This window comes from Terrabacter sp. LjRoot27, assembly GCF_964254175.1.
In the GTDB taxonomy this organism is placed as follows: Bacteria; Actinomycetota; Actinomycetes; order Actinomycetales; family Dermatophilaceae; genus Terrabacter.
The window spans coordinates 3,090,381-3,111,431 of record NZ_CAXUSS020000001.1 but is presented as its reverse complement, the minus strand read 5'-3'; the positions used below and the strand labels follow the sequence as shown (position 1 = coordinate 3,111,431).

The window sequence follows — 21,051 nt, the reverse complement described above, 5'->3', positions numbered from 1 at the left end:
GTGACCCAGCCGAAGCGCGCCCCCGGAGGATTCCCCGTCGTCGGCGTCGTCGGCGGCGGACAGCTCGCCCGCATGATGCAGGGCCCAGCGGTCGAGCTCGGCGTCCAGCTGTCGGTGCTCGCCGAGAGCGACACCGCGGCGGCGGCCCTCGTCGTGCCGAGCTCACCCGTGGGGGAGCACACCGACCTCGAGACGGTCCGCGCCTTCGCGCAGCACTGCGACGTCATCACCTTCGACCACGAGCACGTGCCGCCGGCCGTGCTCGAGGCGCTCGAGGCCGACGGCGTGGCCATCCACCCCACGCGCGCCGCCCTCAACTTCGCCCAGGACAAGCTCGCGATGCGCGAGCGCCTCACCGACCTGGGGATCGCGTGCCCCCGCTGGGCGCGGGCCACGACCGCCGAGGAGGTCACCGCCTTCGGTGACGACGTCGGCTGGCCGATCATCGCCAAGACCCCGCGGGGCGGCTACGACGGCAAGGGCGTGGCGGTCGCGTCCTCGGCGAGCGACCTCACGGACTGGATCTCGCGGATCGGCGAGCCCGGCCCGCTCGAGCACGGCCTGCTCCTCGAGGAGAAGGTCGACTTCGTCCGCGAGCTCGCCGTCCTCATCGCTCGCAGTCCGTCCGGCCAGGCCGCGGCGTGGCCCGTCGTCGAGACGGTCCAGACCGACGGCATCTGCACCGAGGTGCTCGCCCCCGCCCCGGCCCTCGACGCCGACCTCGCCTCGGTGGCCACCGAGGCCGCCCTGCGGATCGCCGGCGAGCTCGGTGTCACCGGAGTGCTCGCCGTCGAGATGTTCGAGGTGCGGCCCGGGACGGGCGGCACGTCCGCCTACGTCGTCAACGAGCTGGCGATGCGGCCGCACAACAGCGGCCACTGGTCCATGGACGGCGCCGTCACGGGGCAGTTCGAGCAGCACCTGCGCGCCGTGCTCGACCTGCCGCTCGGCGACCCCCGCCCCCGGGCGCCCTGGACCGTCATGGCCAACGTCCTCGGCGGCGACTACGAGCACCTCTATCCGGCCTACCGCCACATCATGGCTCGCGACCCCGGCGCCAAGGTGCACGTCTACGGCAAGGGCGTGCGCCCCGGCCGGAAGATCGGGCACGTCAACGTCAGCGGCCCCGACCTGGGCGAGGCCCGCGAGCGCGCCGGGCACGCCGCCGACTACCTCCGAGGAGTGATCACCGAATGACCGAGAGCCCCGCGCCCGTCGTCGGCATCGTCATGGGCAGCGACAGCGACTGGCCCGTCATGCGCGAGGCCGCCCGTGCGCTCGAGGAGTTCGGCATCCCCTACGAGGCGGACGTCGTGTCGGCCCACCGGATGCCGGACGAGATGATCGCCTACGGCCAGAACGCCGCCGAGCGCGGCCTGCGCGTCGTCATCGCCGGCGCCGGGGGAGCCGCTCACCTGCCCGGGATGCTCGCGTCCGTGACGCCGCTGCCGGTCGTCGGGGTGCCGGTGCCGCTGACGTACCTCGACGGCATGGACTCCCTGCTCTCGATCGTCCAGATGCCGGCCGGTGTGCCGGTCGCGACCGTGTCGATCGGTGGCGCGCGCAACGCCGGACTGCTGGCCGCACGCATCGTCGGCACCGGCACCGACGAGCTCGCCGCCGACGTGCGCGAGCGGATGGTCACCTTCCAGGCGGACCTGCGCGACCAGGCGCACGCCAAGGGGGCGTCGCTGCGCGAGCAGGTCGCCCGCGGCCTCACGGACTGAGCCGTCGTCCCACCCCGCGGCGGCTGCGGACCGGGCTGCCCGCGTACGCCCGTCGTCAGTCCGGCTGCGCGAGGAAGCCGCGCACGGCGGCCGTGAACACGCCGGGCTGGTGGGCGTGGACGAGGTGTCCCGCGTCGATGCGCACGAGGCGGCCGTCGGCGACGGTCCCGGCCATCTCCGTGACGTGCTCGGCCGGCATCGGGCTGCTCGGACCGCCCCACACCACGAGCGTCGGGGCCGTGATCCCGGCGACCACGTGCGGCCAGTGCGGGTCGGGGTCGTCGATCTGGGCGCGCACCTGGAGCACCGCCTCCCAGTCGTAGGGGAGGTCGCCGCCGGGACGGTGCGCAGGACGCGGCTCGCGCGGGTGGGGGACCGGCACGTCCTCGAGGACGAGGCGCCGGACGAGATCGGGCCGACGGCTCGCGAGGAGGCACGCGACGAGGCCGCCGAGCGAGTGGGCGACGACATCGACCGGGCGACCGGCCTCGGCCGCGAGGTCGGCGGCGACCACGACGAGGTCGTCGGCGAGCTCGGACAGCGCGTAGCTGCCGGGCCACGGGCTCGCGCCGTGACCGCGCAGGTCGACGGCGACGACGAGGCGGTCGTCCGCGAGGCCCTCGGCCACCTCGCCCCAGTCCGCCGAGGTGTCTCCCGTGGCGTGGACGAGCAGGACAGGCGGCAGACCGCCCGGCCCGCCCCAGCGCCGGGCGTGGAGCGCGACCGCAGCCACGGTCGGGTCAGTCGGTCACGGCCGACGCGCCGTCACCGGGCTGGATGCGGGGGTACTCGATCTTGGGGCAGGTGTCCATGACGACCGAGAGCCCGGCCGCCTCGGCGCGGGCGGCGGCGTCCTCGTCGACGACGCCGAGCTGCAGCCACAGCGCCTCGATGCCGAGCCGCTCCCGCTCCGCGATCGCCTCGTCGACGACCGCACCCACGCGCCTGCTGTTGACGAAGCAGTCGACGACCTTGACGACCGTGCCGTCCGGGATGTCGGCGAGGGTCTGGTGACCCGTCGCGCCGTGCACCGTGGCCGCGCTCGGGTGGACCGGGACGAGACGGATGCCGAGCTCGCGCTGGAGCCACAGGGAGACGCGGTAGGCCGTGCGGTCGGGGTTGTCACCGAGGCCGACGACGGCCCACGTGGCCGGGGTGTGCAGCAGGTCCCGGATGACGTCCGGGTCGTTGTGGTGGTGCGGACTCATGCCGCCATCCTCACACGCGACGTCCCACCGATCGCGCCCGGATCGGGCCCGGATCGCGCCCGGATCCCGCGCGCATCGCGCCCGGACGACGTCCAGCCGGCCGTGGTTGGATGGCGGGATGCGATTCGGAATGTTCGTTCCCCAGGGCTGGCGTATGGACCTCGTCGGCATCGAGCCGGCCCAGCAGTGGGAAGCCATGGTCAACCTCGCCAAGCACGCCGACGACGGAGACGTCTTCGAGTCCATCTGGGTCTACGACCACTTCCACACGGTGCCGCAGCCGTCGGGTGAGGCGACGCACGAGGCGTGGTCGCTCATGGCCGCCTTCGGGGCCGCGACGAGCCGGGTGCGACTCGGCCAGATGTGCACGTGCATGGCCTACCGCAACCCCGCCTACCTCGCCAAGGTCGCCGCGACCGTCGACGTCATCTCGGGCGGCCGCACCGAGATGGGCATCGGCGCCGGCTGGTACGAGCACGAGTGGCGCGCCTACGGCTACGGCTTCCCCAAGGCCGGCGACCGCCTCGGCGCCCTGCGCGAGGGTGTCCAGGTCTTCCGCGACATGTGGACGACGGGCTCGGCCACGCTGGACGGAAAGTACTACCAGGTCGACGGCGCCCTCTGCGCCCCGCGGCCGCTGCAGGGCACGAGCCACCCGGGCAGCGCCCTCAACGGGATCCCGATGTGGATCGCCGGAGGCGGCGAGAAGGTGACGCTCAAGATCGCGGCGGAGTACGCCGACTACACGAACTTCGACGGCACCGCCGAGGGCTTCGACCACAAGAGCGCGATCCTCAAGGGCCACTGCGACGACCGGGGCCGCGACTTCGGCGAGATCGTGCGCTCGGCCAACTACAACGTCGTCATCGGCGAGACGGACGCCGACGTCGAGGACCGCCTCCAGTTCTATGGCGAGCTGCTCCGCAAGGGCGGTGTGGCCGACGACAAGGCCGCCGCGTCCGTGGAGGACCTCCGCACGCAGCCCGCGGTGGGCACGCCGGACAAGATCGTCACGACCCTCAAGGACATGGAGGCCCGCGGGATGACGTATGCCATCACGTACTTCGCGGAGGCCGCCTACGACCGCTCGGGCATCGAGCTCTTCGAGCAGACGGTCGCTCCCGAGCTCAAGGGCTGACGGTCTTCGCGGCGCTCGGCTGGACGGCCTGCTACCAGGCCGTCCAGCCGCCGTCGACGGCGACGACCTGGCCGGTGACGTAGGCCGAGGCATCCGACGCGAGCCACGTGACGACACCGCGGAAGTCGTCCTCGGTGCCCATCCGGCCCATGGGGGTCAGGCGCTCGTACCGCTCGACGAAGGCGTCGTCCTGGCCACGGGCGATGCCGCCGGGGGCAAAGGCGTTGACCCGCACCTCGGGGGCCAGCACGGTGGAGAGGTAGCGCGTCAGCTGGGCGATGCCGCCCTTGCTCGCGGCGTAGGCGGCGGGGTTGCCCATCCGGGTCCCCTCGTAGAGGCCCATGTTGGGCCCGACGAGCCCGTAGATGCTCGAGACGTTGACGACGCTCCCGTGTCCCGAGGCGCGCAGGAGGGGCGCGAGCTGCCGGGTCAGCGAGAAGGGCGCGGTGAGGTTGAGCGCCAGCGCCATCGCGAAGGCGTCGTCGGTCTGCTCGTCGAACGGGACGGCATACCCGGGGACCCCGGAGGTGCCGGTGAAGGCGGCGTTGTTGACGAGCACGTCACAGGCGCCGATGTCACGGACGGCATCGACGACGCGCGAGACTCCCTGCGGATCAAGGAGGTTGGCGCCGAGCGGCACGTGGGTGGCGCCGGGGAGCGCGTTCGCGGTCGCAGCGCAGGCGGCCTCGTCGAGGTCGACGACGACGACGCGGGCGCCCGCGGTCGCGAGGGCGTCGGCGAGCACGCGGCCGAGCGGGCCGGCGCCTCCGGTGACGACCGCGGTGCGACCCTCGAGGGACGTGGTGGGTGCGGTCGTCATCGGGACTCCTCCGTCGGGGCCTGGGCCGGCGCAGGGACGTCCAGCCAGGGCAGCGTGATGAGGCCGGCACCGATCAGGGCCTCGATGAGCCGGAACTCGTACTCGTCGTCGATCGAGAAGGCCTGCGCCTCGGGGATCTCGAGGCCCGCGTGGGTGCCCTCGTCGAACCACGAGGCCTCGAGGCGGCGCACGAAGTCGGCCCGCCAGAGGTAGAAGTTGCCGTTGATCCGGAGGAAGCGTCCGACGTCCTGGCGTCGGGTGATGCCGGTGCCTGCCTCGAAGTAGCGCGAGAGGGCGCCGGCGCGCCCGTCGTCGGGCCGCACCCCCACCCAGACGGGGTTGAAGGTGGGCTCGGAGACGCTGATGACGCCGTCGAGCGCCGGGTCGCCCGCGAGGCGCGTCACGGCCTCGGCGAGCTGGGCGGGCACGCGGGCCGGGCTCGTCGGGTCGAGCAGGAGCACGGCGTCGTAGGCGGTGCCCTCGTCGTGCTCGACCCACTCGAGGGCGTGCCGGACCACCGGGGCCATCGGGGTGTCGTCGGCCGCGAGCTCCGCCGGGCGCAGGAAGGGGGCGTCCCCGCCGTGGGCGCGCACGACGTCGGCGATCTCGGCCGAGTCGGTCGTCACGACGCATCGCGTCACCTCCGGTGTCAGGGCTGCCGCGCGGACGCTGTGAGCGATGAGCGGCAGACCCCACATCGGGCGGATGTTCTTGCCCGGCAGGCCTTTCGAGCCACCGCGCGCGGGGATGACCGCCAGGACGCGGGGTGGACGGAGGTCGGTCACGAGGCGTCCTCGGGGTCGGTGTCGGTGGGGGCCGCTCGTACCCCGGCGGCACGGGCCTCGTCGCACAGCCGCACGGCGTCGATGCCCTCGGCGAGGGTGGCCGGGGCACCCCGGGTGAGGCGCTGGGCGGCGGGTGCCGACGGCCGCAGGTCGAGGGCGGCCCGGGCCTGCGTGCCCATGACGATGTCGCGGTCGAGGTCGTGGTCGAAGACCTGCTCGCTGACCTCGCCCTCGGAGGTCGTGTGCCGCACCACCGCCCGCGTGACGTCCCACTCGAGGATGCCGTCGGGGGAGTGGACGACGACCCCGCGGGACGTGGGGCGGGTGACGTAGTCGAGCCGGGCGGTGACGGTGAAGGGGTGCTCGGTCGTCCAGAGGAGGGTGGCGGCCTGCTCGGCCCCGATGTCGAGCGGGCCGGTCGTCTCGAGGTGGGAGCCGACGAGGTCGGGGCGGCCGAAGAGCACGGTGGCGTAGTCGATCTCGTGGACCATGTCGCGCAGCACGCCGCCCTCGTCGGGGCGTGCCGAGTAGGACGCGCGGTAGTCGCGGTCCGGTCGCCAGTCGGGGAGCCACGACTGGGATCTCACGTGCGCCGATGCGCTGCCCTCGATGCGCCCGACGAGACGGCGCAGGTGCCGGAACGCCTCGTGAGCGCGCAGCGGGGCCGCGACCCAGACGTCGACCGCCCGCGGGTGGTCGCGCAGGGCGAGGACGTCGTCGACCGTCGCGGCGACGGGCTTCTCGACGAGGACGGCGAGCGCCCCCGCGTCGAGCGCCTCGATCGCGTCGGCCACGTGCCGGGAGGTGTCGGTCGCGACGACGACGAGGGTGTCGGCCATGGCGGCCCGGCCCGTCGCGTCGTCGAGGAGGCGCGCTCCCGTGGCGTCGTCGACGGCGTCGGGCCCGAGTCCACGGTCGCGCACCGGCCACAGGGCGACGTCGGCGCCCTCCTGCCGGAAGACGCGTGCGTGACGCTGCCCGATCGAGCCGGAGCCGCGGACGACCACGGGCAGTGGCGACGGAGACGGGCTGGGCACACCTGCAGGCTAGAGGACGCGAGGTCCGGGCGCGCACGTCCACCGCCCTGTGCGGCTGACCGGTCGGCAGGCCCGGCACCGGTACCTTCGGTCTGTGACGAGCCCGCCCGGAAGCCCCGCGCCCCCCGACGGCCGTCCCGGCGCCTCGCTCGGGGCGCACTCGGTGGTCTACCTCGTCGGCACGGCCCTGCAGGGCCTCGGCGTGCTCCTCGTCCTGCCCTTCGCCACGCGCGTGCTCGGAGCCGTCGAGTTCGGTCGCGTCGCAACGGGTCTCGTCGTCGTCCAGATGGTCGGCACCATCGCCGCCGCCGGACTGCCCCAGGTCGTGCTCCGCGAGCACCACCGCGGCGCCGAGGGGCCGCGCGTCGCGCGGGCGCTCGCCGGCACGATGGTCCTGCTCGCCCTCGCGCTCGGTGTCGTCGGGCTGGTCCTGGCGCTCGTCCTCTCCGCAGCCGGGCACGCCGACCTCCGCCAGTGGGTGCCGCTCGTCGTGGCCGCGGTGGCCCTGACGACCGTCGTGGCCGGCCAGACGCTGATGCGGGCGCGTCTCCAGCCCTGGGGCTTCCTCGCGCTCGCCGTGCTCGCCACGGTCGGGGCACAGCTCGCGGGACTCCTCGCAGCGCGTGACGAGCCCACCGCGGGGACGTACCTCACGGCATACGCCGGGGTCGTCGTGCTCACGGCCGTCCTGGCACTCGTCCTCGGTCGCCCGCTGCCGCCCACGGTCGAGCGCGAGCGGGTGCGGGCGGGCATCCGCCTGGCCACGCCGCTGCTGCCGCAGGCGGCCGCGATGCTCGGCCTGCTCTCGGGCGACGTCCTGCTCGCCCGCGCCCTCGTCGGTGAGGCCGGGGCCGGCACCTACCAGGTGGCGCTCCAGCTGGGGAACATGCCGTTCGTCCTCGCGGTCGCCCTCTTCAACGCCTGGGGACCGCTCGTGCTCTCCCACCCCCTGGAGCGGCGCTGGGCCTGGACGGCACGCACCGGCACCGCCCTGACGACCGTCGTCGCCGCGGGCGCGGCGGGGGTGGCGCTGCTCGGGCCGTGGCTCGTCGCCGTCATGGCCGACCCCGGCTTCGACCACGTCGCCATGGTCGGCGCGCTCGGCGTCATCTGCACCGTGTCGGTGTCGTACATGCTCTACCAGGGCTCGTCGCTCGCCGTGCTCGACGCGGAGCGCACCGGCCGGCTCGCGTGGGCGGCCCTCGTCGCCCTCGCGGTCCTCGTCCTCGTCTCGCTCTGGCTCGCACCGGGCTCCGGCCCGACGGGCGGGGTCGTCGGCGTCGCCGTCGCCAAGGCCGTGGGCTACGTCGTGCTCATGGCGCTGACGACGTGGTTCGCGCAGACCCACTCGCCGCTGCGCTGGCCCCCGCGGGCCGCCGCCGTGGCGCTCGCCGGCGTCGCCCTGGCGCTCGTCGGTGCGGTGCTGCCGCTCGAGGGGCCCGCCGCGTGGCTGCGGGTCGTCCTCGCCGTCCTCGTCGGGGCGGGTGCCGCCGCCGTCGCGCCGCGGATCCTGCGCACGCTGCGCGGATAGGATGAGGCGCTCGCCCGGCTCACCTCGATCCGGCACGCACCGACCCGCACCGACCGCAGGAGAGACGCTTTCGTGGTGACACCGCTCGTCCACATGGGGTTGGGCTACGACGACCTCCTCGTCCCGGCCCTCGTGCACGCGGGTTTCGAGACGAAGGACCTCATCCTCGTCGTCCGCACGGACGCCAACCTCGCGTGGGTGCGCAGGCACGCGCCGCGCGCCACGACCGTCCGGCTGCCGTATGCCGCCGCGCGCAAGGCCAACGTCGTCAGTGGCCTCGCGCCCCACGCGGCTCTCAAGCGGGCCTGTGCCGGCGTCGGGCTCGACCCGCTCGACCTGCTCGTGTCCGAGCGGGCCCTGCGTCGCAACCGCGTCGACACGGCGATGAACTTCCTCAACCTCGCCGCCGAGGAGCTCGAGGCGGCCGTCGCCGGTCGCGGCCCCGTGCTCGCCCTCGTCGAGTTCACGGTGACCTCCGAGCTGCTCACGGCGGGCCTCGTGACCCACCACGGCGGCCTCGCGACCTGGCCACGCGGCATACGCCTCCCGTCCGACCGCTTCGGCCTCATCGGCGCGCCGAAGGGGATCACCCTGTGGGAGCGCCAGGTCGAGGACCCGTCGGCAGAGGCCGCGGGCCGGGCGTTCATCGACACGTGGCGGGCCGAGCAGGGCCGCCCGATGGGCTTCGCCCGCAACCTCCGGGTCGAGACCGGTCAGGAGATCTGGCGTCTCGCGAGCGACCGCCTCAAGGAGTTCGCCGTCGACCGGGGAGCGAACCTCCAGCTGCCCCGCCCCTCCGACTACGCCCGACTGCCGTGGCTCAACCCCGTCAAGGCCCGCCTCAACCTGCGCGAGTACCAGGACCGGCGGTGGGACCCGGTGCCGGAGAAGTTCGTCTTCCTGCCGCTGCAGGTGCAGCCCGAGTCGAGCGCCGACGTCATGGGCCAGGAGTGGCGCGACCAGGCCTACACCGCCCGCGTGCTCGCCGAGGCGCTGGCGCCGCTCGACATCGGTGTCGCCGTCAAGGAGCACGCGCACTTCATGTGGCGCCGCGACCCCGACTACTGGCCGCAGTTCGACGCCCACCCCAACATCGCGACGATCGACCCGTTCGCCGACTCGCGCGAGCTGATGAAGCAGGCGGTCTTCACCGTCACCGCGACCGGCACGGTCGGCCTGGAGGCGGGCCTGCTCGGCCTGCCTGTCGTCACCGGCGCCGAGATGCCGTGGAGCGGCCTGGGCAACGTCGCGCGGCTCGACTCGCCCGACGACCTGACGCAGTTCGTCGCCGACCGTGGCTGGGAGTCGCTGCGCGCCGACCAGGCCTCGATCGACGACTGGTTCGTCCACGACTACGTGCGCAACTCGTGGGAGGGCCTCGTGCTCGACCCGCCGCGCGTGCCCGCCGTCCTCGAGCCCGACAACATCCGCAAGGTCGGTGGTGCGCTCGGCGAGGCCGCGGCGTCACTCGGCCACGGGGGCGGTCCGACATGACGTCCGGCGAGCCCGGCTGGGTCGTCCTCGGCGCGGGCGGTCACGCTCGCTCGGTCGTCGACGTCCTCGAGCGCGCCGGCCACACCGTCGTCGCGGTCTCGGGCGCCGCCCCGGCGGGCGAGCCCTGGCACGTCGACGTGCTCGCCGACGACCGGGCGGCCTTCGAGCTCGTCGCGGCGCAGGGGCTGCACGCGGTCGTCGCCATCGGCGCCAACCCGGCCCGGGCGCGGCTCGTGCGCGAGCTCGTGGCGCGCGGGCTCTCCGTCCCGCCGGTCGTCGCCGCGACCGCGACGGTCTCGCCCCGCAGCCTCCTCGGGGCGGGCAGCGTCGTGCTCGAGCACGCGCACGTCGGACCCGCCAGCCGCCTGGGTGACGCGGTCGTCGTCAACACCGCCGCCGTCGTCGAGCACGACTGCATCGTCGGCGCCGGCACCCACGTCGCGCCCGGCGCCGTGCTCCTGGGCGCCGCCACCGTCGGCGAGGGCACGCTCGTCGGCAGCGGCGCCCGCGTCCTGCCCGGCGTCACCGTCGGGGCGGGCGCCACGGTCGGGGCCGGCGCCGTCGTCACCGCCCACGTCGCCGACGGCGAGACCGTCGTCGGCGTCCCCGCAGCCACGCGCCCCACCGGAGGCACCGCATGAGCGACCACCTGAACGCCGTCACACCGGTCGCGATCGGCGACGTCGACGTCCCGACCCCCGGCGACGTCTACGTCATCGCCGAGGCCGGCGTGAACCACAACGGCGACATCGAGCTGGCCCACCGCCTCGTCGACATCGCAGCCGCGTCCGGCGCGGATGCCGTGAAGTTCCAGACGTTCTCACCCGACAAGCTCGTCTCGTCGGCGGCAGCGACGACGCCCTACCAGCGCGACCGCGGCGGCAGCGCCGACCAGCGCAGCCTGCTCGAGGCGCTCACCCTGCCGAAGGAGGCGTGGGTCGAGCTGCGCGACCACGCGACCGAGGCGGGCACGACCTTCCTGTCGACCCCGTTCGACCTCGACAGCGCCGAGATGCTCGTCGAGCTCGGGCTGCCCGCCCTCAAGGTCAGCTCGGGAGAGCTGACGAACCTGCCCTACCTGCGCGAGATGTCACGGCTCGGGGTCGTCCTGCTCGTCTCCACCGGCATGGGCACCCAGGACGAGGTCGAGGCAGCCGTGGAGGCCTGCGCCGACGCGCCGGGGCTCGTGCTCTTCCACTGCGTCTCGGCCTACCCGGCGCCCGTCGAGGAGTGCAACCTGCGGGTCATCCCGCGCCTGACCGAGCTGCACGGCATACCCGTGGGGTGGTCGGACCACACCCCCGGGCTCACGACGGCGCTCGGCGCCGTGGCGCTCGGGGCGCCGATCCTCGAGAAGCACTTCACGAGCGACCGCACGCTCCCCGGCCCGGACCACCTCGCCAGCCTCGAGCCGGACGCCCTCACCGACTACGTCGCGACGACGAAGCAGCTCGCCCTGGCTCTCGGTGACGGCGTCAAGGTGCGCATGCCCTCGGAGGAGGAGAACGCCGTCCTCGTCCGCCGGTCGTGGCACGCCGCGCACGCCATGCCGGCCGGCACGGAGCTCGCGGGCACCGACCTGCAGCTGCTGCGCCCCGAGGGCGGCGTCAGCCCCGCCGTCGACATCCGCGGACGCGTCCTGGCCCGCGCCGTCGAGGCCGGGGCTCCCGTGACCGACACCGACCTCGTCGGCTGACCTGTGGCCGTCACGCCCACGGTCGCCGTCTTCGTCGGCACCCGCGCCGACCTCGGACCTCTGTCGCCGGTCCTCGAGGCCCTGCAGTCGGCCGACGACGTGACGCTGCGCGTCCTGACCGGGGTCATGTATGCCGCCGACGACCTCGTCGCGGCCCTGCCGACGAGCGCCCCTCGGGGGGTCTGGCGCGAGATCGTCGTGCCGCTCGCCGAGCCGATGTCCGACGTGACGGTCGACGCCCAGCTCGAGCAGGGTGCGCTGCTCGCCCGCGCCGCCGGCCGTGCCCTCCGTGACGGGCACGTCGACGTCCTCGTCGTCCTCGGCGACCGCTGGGAGCTGCTCTACGTCGTGCCACCGGCCGTCCTGCTCGGCGTGCCGGTCGTGCACCTGCACGGGGGAGAGGTGACCGAAGGGGCGCTCGACGAACGGGTGCGCCACGCCGTGACCAAGCTCGCCGACCAGCACTGCGTCGCGTCCGAGGACGCCGCGGCGCGGGTGCGCCAGCTCGGTGAGCCGGCCGACCGCGTCCACGTGACCGGCGCGCCCGGCCTCGACCGGCTGGCGAGCGCGACGCCGATCTCGGACGCCGACCTCGGCGACGTCCTCGGCACGAGCGTCGAGCGACCGCTCGGGCTCTTCACCTACCACCCGCCGACCGCCCAGCCCGATGCGCCCGTCGGGCAGTGGGCGCGCGAGGCCGCCGAGGCCGCGCTGGCCACGTGCGGCACGGTCGTCGCCACCCACCCCGGCATGGACGAGGGTCGCGACGAGATCCTCACGGCGCTGAGCGCTCTCGCCGAGAGCGAGCCCCGCCTCCGGCTCGTCGCCGCCCTCGGCCGCGACTACCCGCGCGTCCTCGCGGCCGCCGACGTGGTCGTCGGCAACTCGAGCTCCGGTGTCATCGAGGCCGCCACCCTGCACGTGCCTGCCGTCGACATCGGCGAGCGCCAGCGCGGTCGCCTGCGCGGCGACAACGTCGTGCACGCGGGGGAGGGGCGGGAGGCCGTGGAGGCCGCGCTGCGCACCGCGCTCAGCCCCCGGTGGCGGGAGCACTCGGCGCACGTCGCCAACCCCTACGGCACCGGTACGGCGAGTGCCGCCATCCTCGATATCGTTCGGACAGCGGCGCTCGCCCCGCGGTCCAAGCACTTCGTGGACCTGCGGCCGGCGCCGACGCCGGGCCGGCAGCGGACCCGCGACACGAACGAGGAGGAGGAGGAGTGACGGCGCGAGACCTGCGCGCGGCGTGCGCGCCGACCACCGCGACGATCCGCGACGCCCTCGAGGTCGTCGACCGCAGCGGCAACCTCGTGTGCCTGCTCGTCGACGACGAGAACCGCCTCGCCGGGCTGCTCACCGACGGAGACCTGCGCCGTGCCTTCCTCAAGGGCACGAGCCTCGACGACCTCGCCCTCGACCACGCGACGCGCACGCCGCACTTCGTCGCCGCCGGGTCACCGCGGGCACTCGTCCTCGACCTCATGCAGGCGCTGCGCATCTCGGCCGTGCCCGAGCTCGCCGACGACCGCACCCTCGTCGGCCTCCACACGCTCTCCGACGTCGTCGGGTCGGCGCCGCTGCCCAACGTCGCCGTCGTCATGGCCGGCGGCCGCGGCACGCGCCTCGGTGACCTGACGAAGGACACCCCGAAGCCGCTCATGACCGTGGCGGGGCGCTCGATCCTCGAGTGGATCGTCCTCGGGCTCGTCGGGGACGGCATCCGCGAGATCTACGTCAGCGTCAACTACCTCGCCGAGCAGATCGAGGAGCACCTGGGGGACGGGTCGCGCCTCGGTTGCACCGTGCGCTACCTCCGCGAGGACCCCGAGCGACCCCTCGGTACAGCGGGCTCCCTGACGCTGCTGCGCGACGAGCGACCCGACCTCGAGCACGCCGTCCTCGTCATGAACGGCGACCTCATGGTCGAGTTCGACGCGAGCGACCTGCTCGACGCCCACCGACGCACCGGCGCCGCCGTCACCGTGGCGACCCGCACCTACCAGCACGAGGTGCCGTTCGGCGTCGTCGAGAGCACCGACGGGCGCGTCACCGGCGTCTCGGAGAAGCCGACGCTGAGCTTCGACATCAACGCCGCCGTGTATGCCGTCGAGCCGCGAGCACTCGCGTGGCTGCCCACCGGGCGCGCCAGCACGATGCCGGGCCTCGTCGAGACGTGCCTCGAGCGCGACGAGCCGGTGACGGCGTGGCCGATCCAGAGCGACTGGATCGACGTCGGCACCCCCAAGGACCTGGCCCGCGCGAAGGGCGAGACGTGAGCGCGCGCCTGAGCGACGACGCGACCGCCACGGTCACGCTCGACGTGACGGACAGCATACGAGGACACACGGACGACGAAAGGCAGCTGTGACAACACTTTCCGGCCAGAGCGCCAACGGTGACATCCCCGAGATCGAGCTGACCGCGCGACCCGTCGAGGGATCGGTCGCCGGCAAGACCGTCCTCGTCACCGGCTCCGACGGCTTCATCGGGTCGCACGTCGTCGAGCGGCTGCTCGCCGACGGCGCGCACGTGCGCGCCTTCTGCCTCTACAACTCCAACGGGTCGACGGGCTGGCTCGACGAGTCCGACGCCTTCAAGGCCGCCGTCCGCGACGGGCAGGCCGAGGTCGTCCTCGGCGACATCCGCGATCCCGAGCACGTCATGGCCACCACCGAGGGCGTCGACGTCGTGCTCCACCTCGCGGCGCTCATCGCGATCCCCTTCTCCTACGTGGCTCCCCGCTCCTACGTCGAGACCAACGTCATCGGCACGCTCAACGTCCTGGAGGCCGTACGCCGTCACGGGACGCCTCGGATGGTCAACACGTCGACGTCCGAGGTCTACGGCACGCCGGAGTCGGTGCCGATCACCGAGGCGCACCCGCTGCGCGGCCAGTCGCCCTACTCGGCGACGAAGATCTCGGCCGACAAGATGTGCGAGTCGTACGCCCTGTCCTTCGAGACGCCGGTGACGACGCTGCGCCCGTTCAACACGTTCGGTCCCCGCCAGTCGACGCGCGCCGTCATCCCGACCGTCCTGTCGCAGCTGCTCGCCGGGGCGAGCCAGCTCAAGCTGGGTGACGTGACGCCCAAGCGCGACTTCACCTTCGTCGCCGACACGGCCGACGGCTTCGTCCGCGCTGCGCTGGCCGACGTCGCACCCGGCACGACGATCCAGCTCGGCACCGGACGCACGGTCTCGGTCGGCGACGTCGTCGAGCTGTGCCGCAAGGTCACCGGCAGCGACGCCGAGATCGTCACCGAGAGCGACCGCATCCGGCCCGAGGGGTCCGAGGTGCAGATCCTGCTGTCCGACCCCTCGCTCGCCAACGAGGTGCTCGGCTGGGCGCCCACGGTGTCGCTCGAGGAGGGCCTCGCGGCCACGGCCGAGTGGCTGCGGCCGCGCGTCGACCCCGAGACCGCCGGGCGGTACCACCGGTGACGGCGACCGGCGAGGCCCACGCTCCCGGAGCGCGCGGACCCGAGGGCACGATCCCGCTCGCCGTGCCCAACATCGGCGAGCTCGAGCGCCGCTACGTCCTCGAGGCCGTCGAGTCGGGCTTCGTCTCGTCCGTCGGACCCTTCGTCTCGGAGTTCGAGCAGCGCTTCGCCGAGCGGGTCGGGTCGAGGCACGCGATCGCCTGCGCCACCGGCACCGCCGCGATCCACATCGGCCTGCTCCTGCTCGGCGTCGGGCGCGACGACGACGTCGTCTGCTCCGACTTCACCTTCGTCGGCTCGGTCAACCCCATCGCCTACTGCGGCGCGCGGCCCGTGCTCGTCGACGCCGAGTGGACGACCTGGAACATCGACCCCGCCCTGCTCGCCGCCGAGCTCGACCGCCGCGCCGCCGCGGGCGAGACCCAGCCCAAGGTCGTCGAGGTCGTCCACGTGCTGGGGCAGCCCGCCGACATGGGACCCCTCATGGACGCCTGCGACCGACACGGCATACCCGTGCTCGAGGACGCGGCGGAGTCGCTCGGCGCGACGTGGACGGCCGGACCCTACGCCGGGCGCCACACGGGCACGGTCGGCCGGATCGGCTGCTTCTCCTTCAACGGCAACAAGATCGCGACGACCGGCGGCGGCGGCATGATCGTCACCGACGACGACGACCTCGCCGCGCGCGCCCGTCACCTGACGACGCAGGCGAAGGTGCCCGACGTCGGCTACCTCCACGACGAGGTCGGCTACAACTACCGCCTCACGAACATCGCGGCCGGCCTCGGCCTCGCCCAGCTCGAGCGGCTCGACGAGTTCGTCGCGGCCAAGCACCGCATCGCGGCCCGCTACGACGAGGCCTTCGCCGACCTCCCGCTCGTCCTGCCGCCGCGCGTCGAGGGGCTCGACGCGACGTACTGGCTCTACTCGGTCCTCGTGCCCGAGTCCGACGGGCGTGGACGCGACGAGTTCCTCGACCACCTGAACGGGCTCGGCGTCGGCGCGCGGGCCCTGTGGCGGCCGCTGCACGACCAGCCGCCGTTCCTGTCGGCGCCACTGGTCGGCGGGGCGGTCGGTGACGGCCTCTTCGCGCGCGGTCTCTCGCTGCCCTGCGCGACCGAGCTGACCGAGGCCGACCAGGACCGCGTCGTCGCGGCGGTGCGCGCCTTCTTCGTCTAGTCCGGACGGCCGACGCGCCGAGCCCCGAGGTGGGGCAGGATGTCGACGTGGAGATCGCCATCGGGCTGCTCGCGATCGCAGCCACCGTCCTGGGCGGGTCGTGGCTCGCTGACCGGTTCGACCTGCCGCCGCCCCTCGTCCTCATCGTCATCGGCATCCTCGGCTCCTACCTGCCGTTCGTGCCCGAGGTGGCCCTGAGCCCCGACATCGTGCTGCTCGGCATCCTCCCGCCGCTGCTGTATGCCGCCGCGATCCAGACCTCGCTCGTGGACTTCCGCAACAACCGGGGCGTCATCCTCAGCCTGTCCGTCGGGCTCGTGCTCTTCACGGCGCTCGGGGTGGCGCTCTTCCTCCGGTGGGTGCTCGGTCTCGACTTCGGGGTCGCCTTCGCGATCGGCGCGGTCGTCGCGCCGCCCGACGCGGTCGCGGCCACGGCGGTCGGCCGCCGCATCGGGCTGCCACGACGCCTCGTGTCGATCCTCGAGGGCGAGTCGCTCGTCAACGACGCCACGGCCCTCGTCTCCCTGCGCACGGCCCTGGCCGCGGCGGGCCTCGCGTCGGGGGTGGCTTCCGGCGGGGTGTCCTTCGGTGGCGTCGTGCTCGACTTCGCCTGGGCGTCGGTCGGAGGCATCGCGATCGGGGTCGCCGTGGCGCTCGTCGTCTCCGTGCTGCGCCGGCACTTCTCGACCGAGCCGGCCTTCGACACGGTGCTGTCGTTCATGGTGCCCTTCGCGGCGTACGTCCCGGCGGAGGAGCTGCACGCCTCCGGGGTCATCGCCGTCGTGACGGCCGGTCTCGTCCTCGGCCACAAGTCGCCTCGCACCCAGACCGGTGCCTCGCGCCTCAGCGAGCGGATCAACTGGACCTCGATCCAGTTCCTCCTCGAGAACGCCGTCTTCCTGCTCATCGGCCTGCAGGTCTTCTACGTCATCGCCGACGTCCGCACCTCGAGCCTGTCGGCCGGGCAGATCACGCTCGCCGCGGTCGGCACGCTCGTCGCGGTGCTGGTCCTGCGGCCGCTCTGGATCGTGCCGTTCCGCTTCCTCAGCACGCGGGTGTTCCGCATCGAGGCCCACGCCCCGTGGACGCACACCGTCGTCCTGTCGTGGGCCGGCATGCGTGGTGTGGTGACGCTCGCCGCGGCCCTGCTGCTGCCCCCGGAGACGCCGCACCAGAAGGTGCTCGTCCTCATCGCGGTCGTCGTCACCATCGGCACGCTGCTCATCCAGGGCACGACGCTGCCTGCCCTGGCCCGCTGGCTCGACGTGCGCGGGCCCGACCCCCGCGAGGACGCGCTCCAGGCGGCCACGGTGCTGCAGGCCGCGACGCGGTCCGGCCTCGACGTGCTCGACGGGATGGACGACGTCGACGAGGCGACGCGGGAGATGCTGCGGTCCCGTTCCGAGGACCGGCTCAACCAGATGTGGGAGCGCCTCGGGCCGCGCAGCGGCAACGACGACGAGACGCCGAGCGTCCGCTACCGACGGGCCCGGATGCAGATGCTGCAGGCCGAGCGCGACGAGGTCCTCCGGCTGCGCGACGAGGGGCGAGCCGACCACGTCGTGCTCCGTGTCGTCCTCAGCACCCTCGACCTCGAAGAGACCATGCTCGACCGCATCGACGACCAGGAGAGCCGCCTGGCAGAGAGTGAGATGTTGCCCGTGGACACGATCGAAGCCCCGTGCGAGCACCTGCAGGAGACCGACACGTGCGTCGAGCCGCGCACGCCAGAGGGGTGCGAGGAGTGCCTGCGCGACGGCACGACGTGGGTGCACCTGCGTCTGTGCCTCCAGTGCGGGCACGTCGGCTGCTGCGACTCCTCCGAGATGAAGCACGCCACGGCGCACTTCCACGAGACGCAGCACCCCGTGATGCGCTCCATCGAGCCGGGTGAGGCGTGGCGCTGGTGCTTCGTCGACGAGGTCGTCGGCTGAATCCCGGGATCGCTCAGCCGGTGTGCTCGGCCAGCAGGGCCAGGAACGCGGCGCCGTACTTCTCCGCCTTGACCGGCCCGATGCCGTTGACCGTGAGCAGCGCGGCGGTGCTGCCCGGTCGCGCCCTCACCAGCTCCCACAGCGTGCGGTCGGGCAGCACGACGTAGGCCGGCACGCCTTCGGCGTCGGCGATCGTCCGCCGCTCGGTACGCAGCAGCTCGAAGAGCGCCCGGTCGGCAGGGCTGGCTCCGGCCCCAGTCGCGGCTCCAGACCCGGACCCGGCCGAGCGTGAGCCCGACGCCGAACGGCTGCGTGCCGGCGCGGCCGAGAGCCGACGCAGCTCGACCTTCTCCGCTCCGTCGAGGATCGGACGGGCCGCCTCCGTGATGGTGAGGGCACCCATCCGACTCGGGTCGGGGACGAGCACCGAGCGCGCGACGAGCTGGCGGATGACCGAGCGCCACTCGCGGTCGGCGAGGTCGCTGCCCACCCCGAAGGTCGGCAGCTGGTCGTGCCCCCAGCTCGCGATCTTGTCGGTGCGCTTGCCGAGCAGCACGTCGATGACGTGCCCGGCGCCGAAGCGCTGACCGGTGCGGATCACGGCCGAGAGCACCTTCTGCGCGGGCACGGTGGCGTCCCACATCTGGGGCGGCTCCATGCAGGTGTCGCAGTTGCCGCAGTCGCCTGAGTCCTCGTCGAAGTACGCCAGCAGCAGCCGCCGGCGGCACGTGGAGGCCTCGGCGTAGCCCAGCATGGCGTCGAGCTTCATCGAGTCGACGCGCTGGTGCTCGGCACTGCCGTCGGATCTCGTGATGAACGAGCGCTGTTGCACGGCGTCGGCGAGGCCGTAGGCCATCCACGCCACCGCCGGCTCGCCGTCGCGGCCCGCCCGACCGGTCTCCTGGTAGTAGCCCTCGAGGCTCTTCGGGAGGTCGACGTGCGCGACGAAGCGCACGTCGGGCTTGTCGATGCCCATCCCGAAGGCGATGGTGGCCACGACGATGACGCCTTCGTCACGACGGAACCGTTGCTGGGCGGCGGCCCTCGCCTCGCTGGGCAGGCCGGCGTGATAGGCGATCGCGTCGTAGCCCTGCTGTCGCAGGAACGCCGAGATCTCGTCGGTGCGCTTGCGTGACTGGCAGTAGACGATGCCGGCGGAGCCGCGGAAGCTCGCACCGTCGTTGCCGCTCTCGAGGAAGCGCAGCAGCTGGGCGCGCGCGTCGCTCTTCTCCTCGACGACGTAGCGGATGTTGGGTCGGTCGAAGCTCGAGACGAACTCGGCGGCGCCGTCCAGGCGCAGCCGCTGGTGGATCTCGCTGCGGGTGAGCGCGTCGGCGGTGGCGGTCAGCGCGATGCGCGGCACCCCGGGGAAGCGTGCGGTGACCTCGGCGATGCGGAGGTACTCCGGCCGGAAGTCGTGGCCCCACTGCGACACGCAGTGCGCCTCGTCGATGGCGAAGAGCGCGATGCCGGCTCCGGTGGCCGCGTCGTCGAGCAGACGCAGGAAGGAGGGCATGAGCAGGCGCTCGGGCGCGACGTAGAGCAGGTCGAGGCCGCCCTCGCGCACGTCGCGGCGGACGGCGTCGGACTCCTCGGCGGACGACGTGGAGTTCCAGAAGGCCGCCCGCACACCGAGCAGGCGCAGGGCCTCGACCTGGTCGTGCATGAGCGCGATGAGCGGCGAGACGACGATGCCGACGCCGGGCCGCACGAGCGCGGGCAGCTGGTAGCACAGCGACTTGCCGCCACCGGTGGGCATGAGGACGACCGTGTCGTGACCCGTCACGACGCGGTCGACGATCGCCTGCTGGGCGCCGCGGAACGAGCTGAAGCCGAAGACGTCGTGCAGCACGCGACCTGCGGCCCCGCCGTCGTGCGGGCGCTCGTCCGGAGCGACGGGCGCGTCGCCCGTCACCTCGGCGCCGACGACCTCGAGCTCGGACCCGACCAGGTGCTTCTCCATGACGCGGCGAGCGTACCCGTCACCGCGGACCGGCCTTCAGTCGAGGCGCTGCGTGACGGTGTGCGTGCCGCCGTCCTGGACGACCGTCGTCGTCGCGCCCTGCACGAGGGCGAGGAACGGGGCGACGTGGCCGCACTCGACGTCGGCGACGATCGGCACGCCGAGCATGCCGAGGGCGTCGACGACGGCGGCGTGCTGGGTGAAACCGTGCGGCTCGGGTGCGCTGGTGCGCGAGACGAGCACGCCGTTGGCGGCGTCGAACCAGCCGCGCAGGCGCATGGCGTGCAGGGCTCGGCAGATGTCGTAGGAGCTCCATTCGGCGATGTCGAGCAGCACGACGGTGCCCTCGGGCGCGTGGTCGCGGGTGAAGGCGCCGATGTCGGCGAAGCGCCCGCCCGCGAGGAAGCTCACCGTCTCGACGCAGCCCGCGACGAGACGCCCGGAGAACGTGACCGGCTCGTCCTCGTGGCCCGGGTCGATCCGCGTCCACGTGCCACGGCCGTCGAGCGTCATCTCGGACACCGTCGGGTCGTCGGCGTAGTCGTCCCAGCCGCCGGAGCGGTGCCGGCCGGGGGAGTGCTGGCGCAGCTCGTCCCCGCCCGCGGCGCCCGCGACGTCGACCCAGTGGAGTATGCCGTCCGGCAGGGCGTACGGGGTGTCCATGAGGTTCTGCCCGTGGATCGTCGCGATGCCCGTGGTGAGGGTGAGCGGGGTCAGCCACGTCGAGGTGTCGGAGAAGCCGACGCACCACGTCGGTTCGGCGGCGGCGACCGCGTCGAGGTCGAGCAGGTCGAGCAGGTCGATGCCGGTCTCACCGCCCCACGGCGGGACGACCGCACGGATGCTCGGGTCGAGGAGCATCGACATCAGCTCGGCGGCACGTGCCTCGCGCGGCCCGCTGACGTGGCTGGGCGCGTGGTTGAGCTCGCCCACGACGACGTCGAAGCCACGGTCGCGGAGGGACTGGACGGCATACGCGAACCGTCCCCAGAGGGCGTCGGAGACGCCGGAGCTCGGCGAGGTGACGCCGATCCGGTCGCCGGGGCGCAGCGGGGCGGGGTAGCGGATCGGCATGGCTGCCATCGTGCCAGCCATGCCG

At 73.5% G+C, this 21,051-nt stretch carries 19 protein-coding genes; 12 read left to right on the top strand and 7 right to left on the bottom strand.

Translation table 11 applies throughout. The annotated features are described in order from the left end of the window. Together ACSQ2D_RS14460 and purE are read left to right on the top strand one after the other, a co-directional pair. Positions 1–1,197 (top strand): 5-(carboxyamino)imidazole ribonucleotide synthase, encoded by a 1,197-nt coding sequence (locus ACSQ2D_RS14460; RefSeq protein WP_435986632.1) that lies wholly within the window; start codon positions 1–3, stop codon positions 1,195–1,197. Further along, entirely contained in the window at positions 1,194–1,727 is a 534-nt protein-coding gene (gene purE / locus ACSQ2D_RS14455) for a 5-(carboxyamino)imidazole ribonucleotide mutase (RefSeq protein ID WP_435986631.1), read from the top strand. The genes ACSQ2D_RS14460 and purE overlap by 4 nt, the downstream gene beginning before the upstream one ends. A 55-nt stretch (positions 1,728–1,782) precedes the next feature. On the opposite strand, the gene ACSQ2D_RS14450 is transcribed toward purE, so the two are convergent. Both ACSQ2D_RS14450 and ACSQ2D_RS14445 read right to left on the bottom strand, forming a co-directional pair. Continuing rightward, a complete protein-coding gene (locus tag ACSQ2D_RS14450) occupies positions 1,783–2,460 on the bottom strand; it encodes an alpha/beta fold hydrolase (protein WP_435986630.1) in 678 nt (225 codons plus the stop codon). Positions 2,461–2,467: 7 nt separating this feature from the next. Continuing rightward, positions 2,468–2,935 carry a CoA-binding protein gene (locus ACSQ2D_RS14445; protein ID WP_435986629.1) on the bottom strand — a complete coding sequence of 156 codons (468 nt, stop codon included), beginning with the start codon at positions 2,933–2,935 and terminating at the stop codon, positions 2,468–2,470. 118 nt (positions 2,936–3,053) lie between these two features. Between ACSQ2D_RS14445 and ACSQ2D_RS14440 the strand changes: the two genes are divergently transcribed. Then, positions 3,054–4,073, top strand: coding sequence for an LLM class F420-dependent oxidoreductase (locus ACSQ2D_RS14440; protein ID WP_435986628.1), 1,020 nt, complete (start codon positions 3,054–3,056; stop codon positions 4,071–4,073). Between the two features lie 31 nt (positions 4,074–4,104). Here the strand turns inward: ACSQ2D_RS14440 and ACSQ2D_RS14435 are convergent, their stop codons facing one another. From ACSQ2D_RS14435 to ACSQ2D_RS14425, 3 genes are read right to left on the bottom strand one after another with little or no spacing between them, the layout of a single operon-like run. Then, on the bottom strand, positions 4,105–4,893 hold the full coding sequence (locus tag ACSQ2D_RS14435; protein ID WP_435986627.1) for an SDR family oxidoreductase: 789 nt from the start codon (positions 4,891–4,893) through the stop codon (positions 4,105–4,107). After that, positions 4,890–5,678, bottom strand: a complete 789-nt coding sequence (locus ACSQ2D_RS14430; RefSeq protein WP_435986626.1) for a cytidylyltransferase domain-containing protein — start codon at positions 5,676–5,678, stop codon at positions 4,890–4,892. The genes ACSQ2D_RS14435 and ACSQ2D_RS14430 overlap by 4 nt, the downstream gene beginning before the upstream one ends. Then, a complete protein-coding gene (locus tag ACSQ2D_RS14425) occupies positions 5,675–6,715 on the bottom strand; it encodes a Gfo/Idh/MocA family protein (RefSeq protein WP_435986625.1) in 1,041 nt (346 codons plus the stop codon). Before ACSQ2D_RS14425 ends, ACSQ2D_RS14430 begins: the two co-directional genes overlap by 4 nt. A 94-nt stretch (positions 6,716–6,809) precedes the next feature. Between ACSQ2D_RS14425 and ACSQ2D_RS14420 the strand changes: the two genes are divergently transcribed. The 9 genes from ACSQ2D_RS14420 (at position 6,810) to ACSQ2D_RS14380 (ending at position 17,989) form a co-directional block, all read left to right on the top strand. Continuing rightward, entirely contained in the window at positions 6,810–8,246 is a 1,437-nt protein-coding gene (locus ACSQ2D_RS14420) for a lipopolysaccharide biosynthesis protein (RefSeq protein WP_435986624.1), read from the top strand. A 75-nt stretch (positions 8,247–8,321) separates the two neighbouring features. Then, positions 8,322–9,740 (top strand): hypothetical protein, encoded by a 1,419-nt coding sequence (locus ACSQ2D_RS14415; protein WP_435986623.1) that lies wholly within the window; start codon positions 8,322–8,324, stop codon positions 9,738–9,740. Beyond that, entirely contained in the window at positions 9,737–10,381 is a 645-nt protein-coding gene (locus ACSQ2D_RS14410) for a NeuD/PglB/VioB family sugar acetyltransferase (protein ID WP_435986622.1), read from the top strand. Before ACSQ2D_RS14415 ends, ACSQ2D_RS14410 begins: the two co-directional genes overlap by 4 nt. After that, complete coding sequence (locus ACSQ2D_RS14405) at positions 10,378–11,436, top strand: N-acetylneuraminate synthase family protein (RefSeq protein ID WP_435986621.1); 1,059 nt, start codon at positions 10,378–10,380, stop codon at positions 11,434–11,436. The genes ACSQ2D_RS14410 and ACSQ2D_RS14405 overlap by 4 nt, the downstream gene beginning before the upstream one ends. A gap of 3 nt (positions 11,437–11,439) precedes the next feature. Continuing rightward, positions 11,440–12,660 (top strand): UDP-N-acetylglucosamine 2-epimerase, encoded by a 1,221-nt coding sequence (neuC, locus tag ACSQ2D_RS14400; protein WP_435986620.1) that lies wholly within the window; start codon positions 11,440–11,442, stop codon positions 12,658–12,660. Beyond that, entirely contained in the window at positions 12,657–13,712 is a 1,056-nt protein-coding gene (locus tag ACSQ2D_RS14395) for a nucleotidyltransferase family protein (protein ID WP_435986619.1), read from the top strand. Before neuC ends, ACSQ2D_RS14395 begins: the two co-directional genes overlap by 4 nt. An 88-nt stretch (positions 13,713–13,800) precedes the next feature. Next, complete coding sequence (locus ACSQ2D_RS14390) at positions 13,801–14,877, top strand: SDR family NAD(P)-dependent oxidoreductase (protein WP_435986618.1); 1,077 nt, start codon at positions 13,801–13,803, stop codon at positions 14,875–14,877. After that, positions 14,874–16,055 carry a DegT/DnrJ/EryC1/StrS family aminotransferase gene (locus ACSQ2D_RS14385; protein WP_435986617.1) on the top strand — a complete coding sequence of 394 codons (1,182 nt, stop codon included), beginning with the start codon at positions 14,874–14,876 and terminating at the stop codon, positions 16,053–16,055. Before ACSQ2D_RS14390 ends, ACSQ2D_RS14385 begins: the two co-directional genes overlap by 4 nt. Before the next feature lie 47 nt (positions 16,056–16,102). Beyond that, the gene (locus ACSQ2D_RS14380; RefSeq protein WP_435986616.1) at positions 16,103–17,989 is read left to right on the top strand and encodes a Na+/H+ antiporter; all 1,887 of its coding nucleotides are present in this window, start codon (positions 16,103–16,105) and stop codon (positions 17,987–17,989) included. Positions 17,990–18,002: 13 nt separating this feature from the next. On the opposite strand, the gene recQ is transcribed toward ACSQ2D_RS14380, so the two are convergent. Together recQ and ACSQ2D_RS14370 are read right to left on the bottom strand one after the other, a co-directional pair. Next, the gene (gene recQ, locus ACSQ2D_RS14375) at positions 18,003–19,952 is read right to left on the bottom strand and encodes a DNA helicase RecQ (protein WP_435986615.1); all 1,950 of its coding nucleotides are present in this window, start codon (positions 19,950–19,952) and stop codon (positions 18,003–18,005) included. Positions 19,953–19,988: 36 nt separating this feature from the next. After that, a complete protein-coding gene (locus ACSQ2D_RS14370) occupies positions 19,989–21,047 on the bottom strand; it encodes an LD-carboxypeptidase (protein ID WP_435986614.1) in 1,059 nt (352 codons plus the stop codon). Positions 21,048–21,051 lie beyond the last annotated feature (4 nt).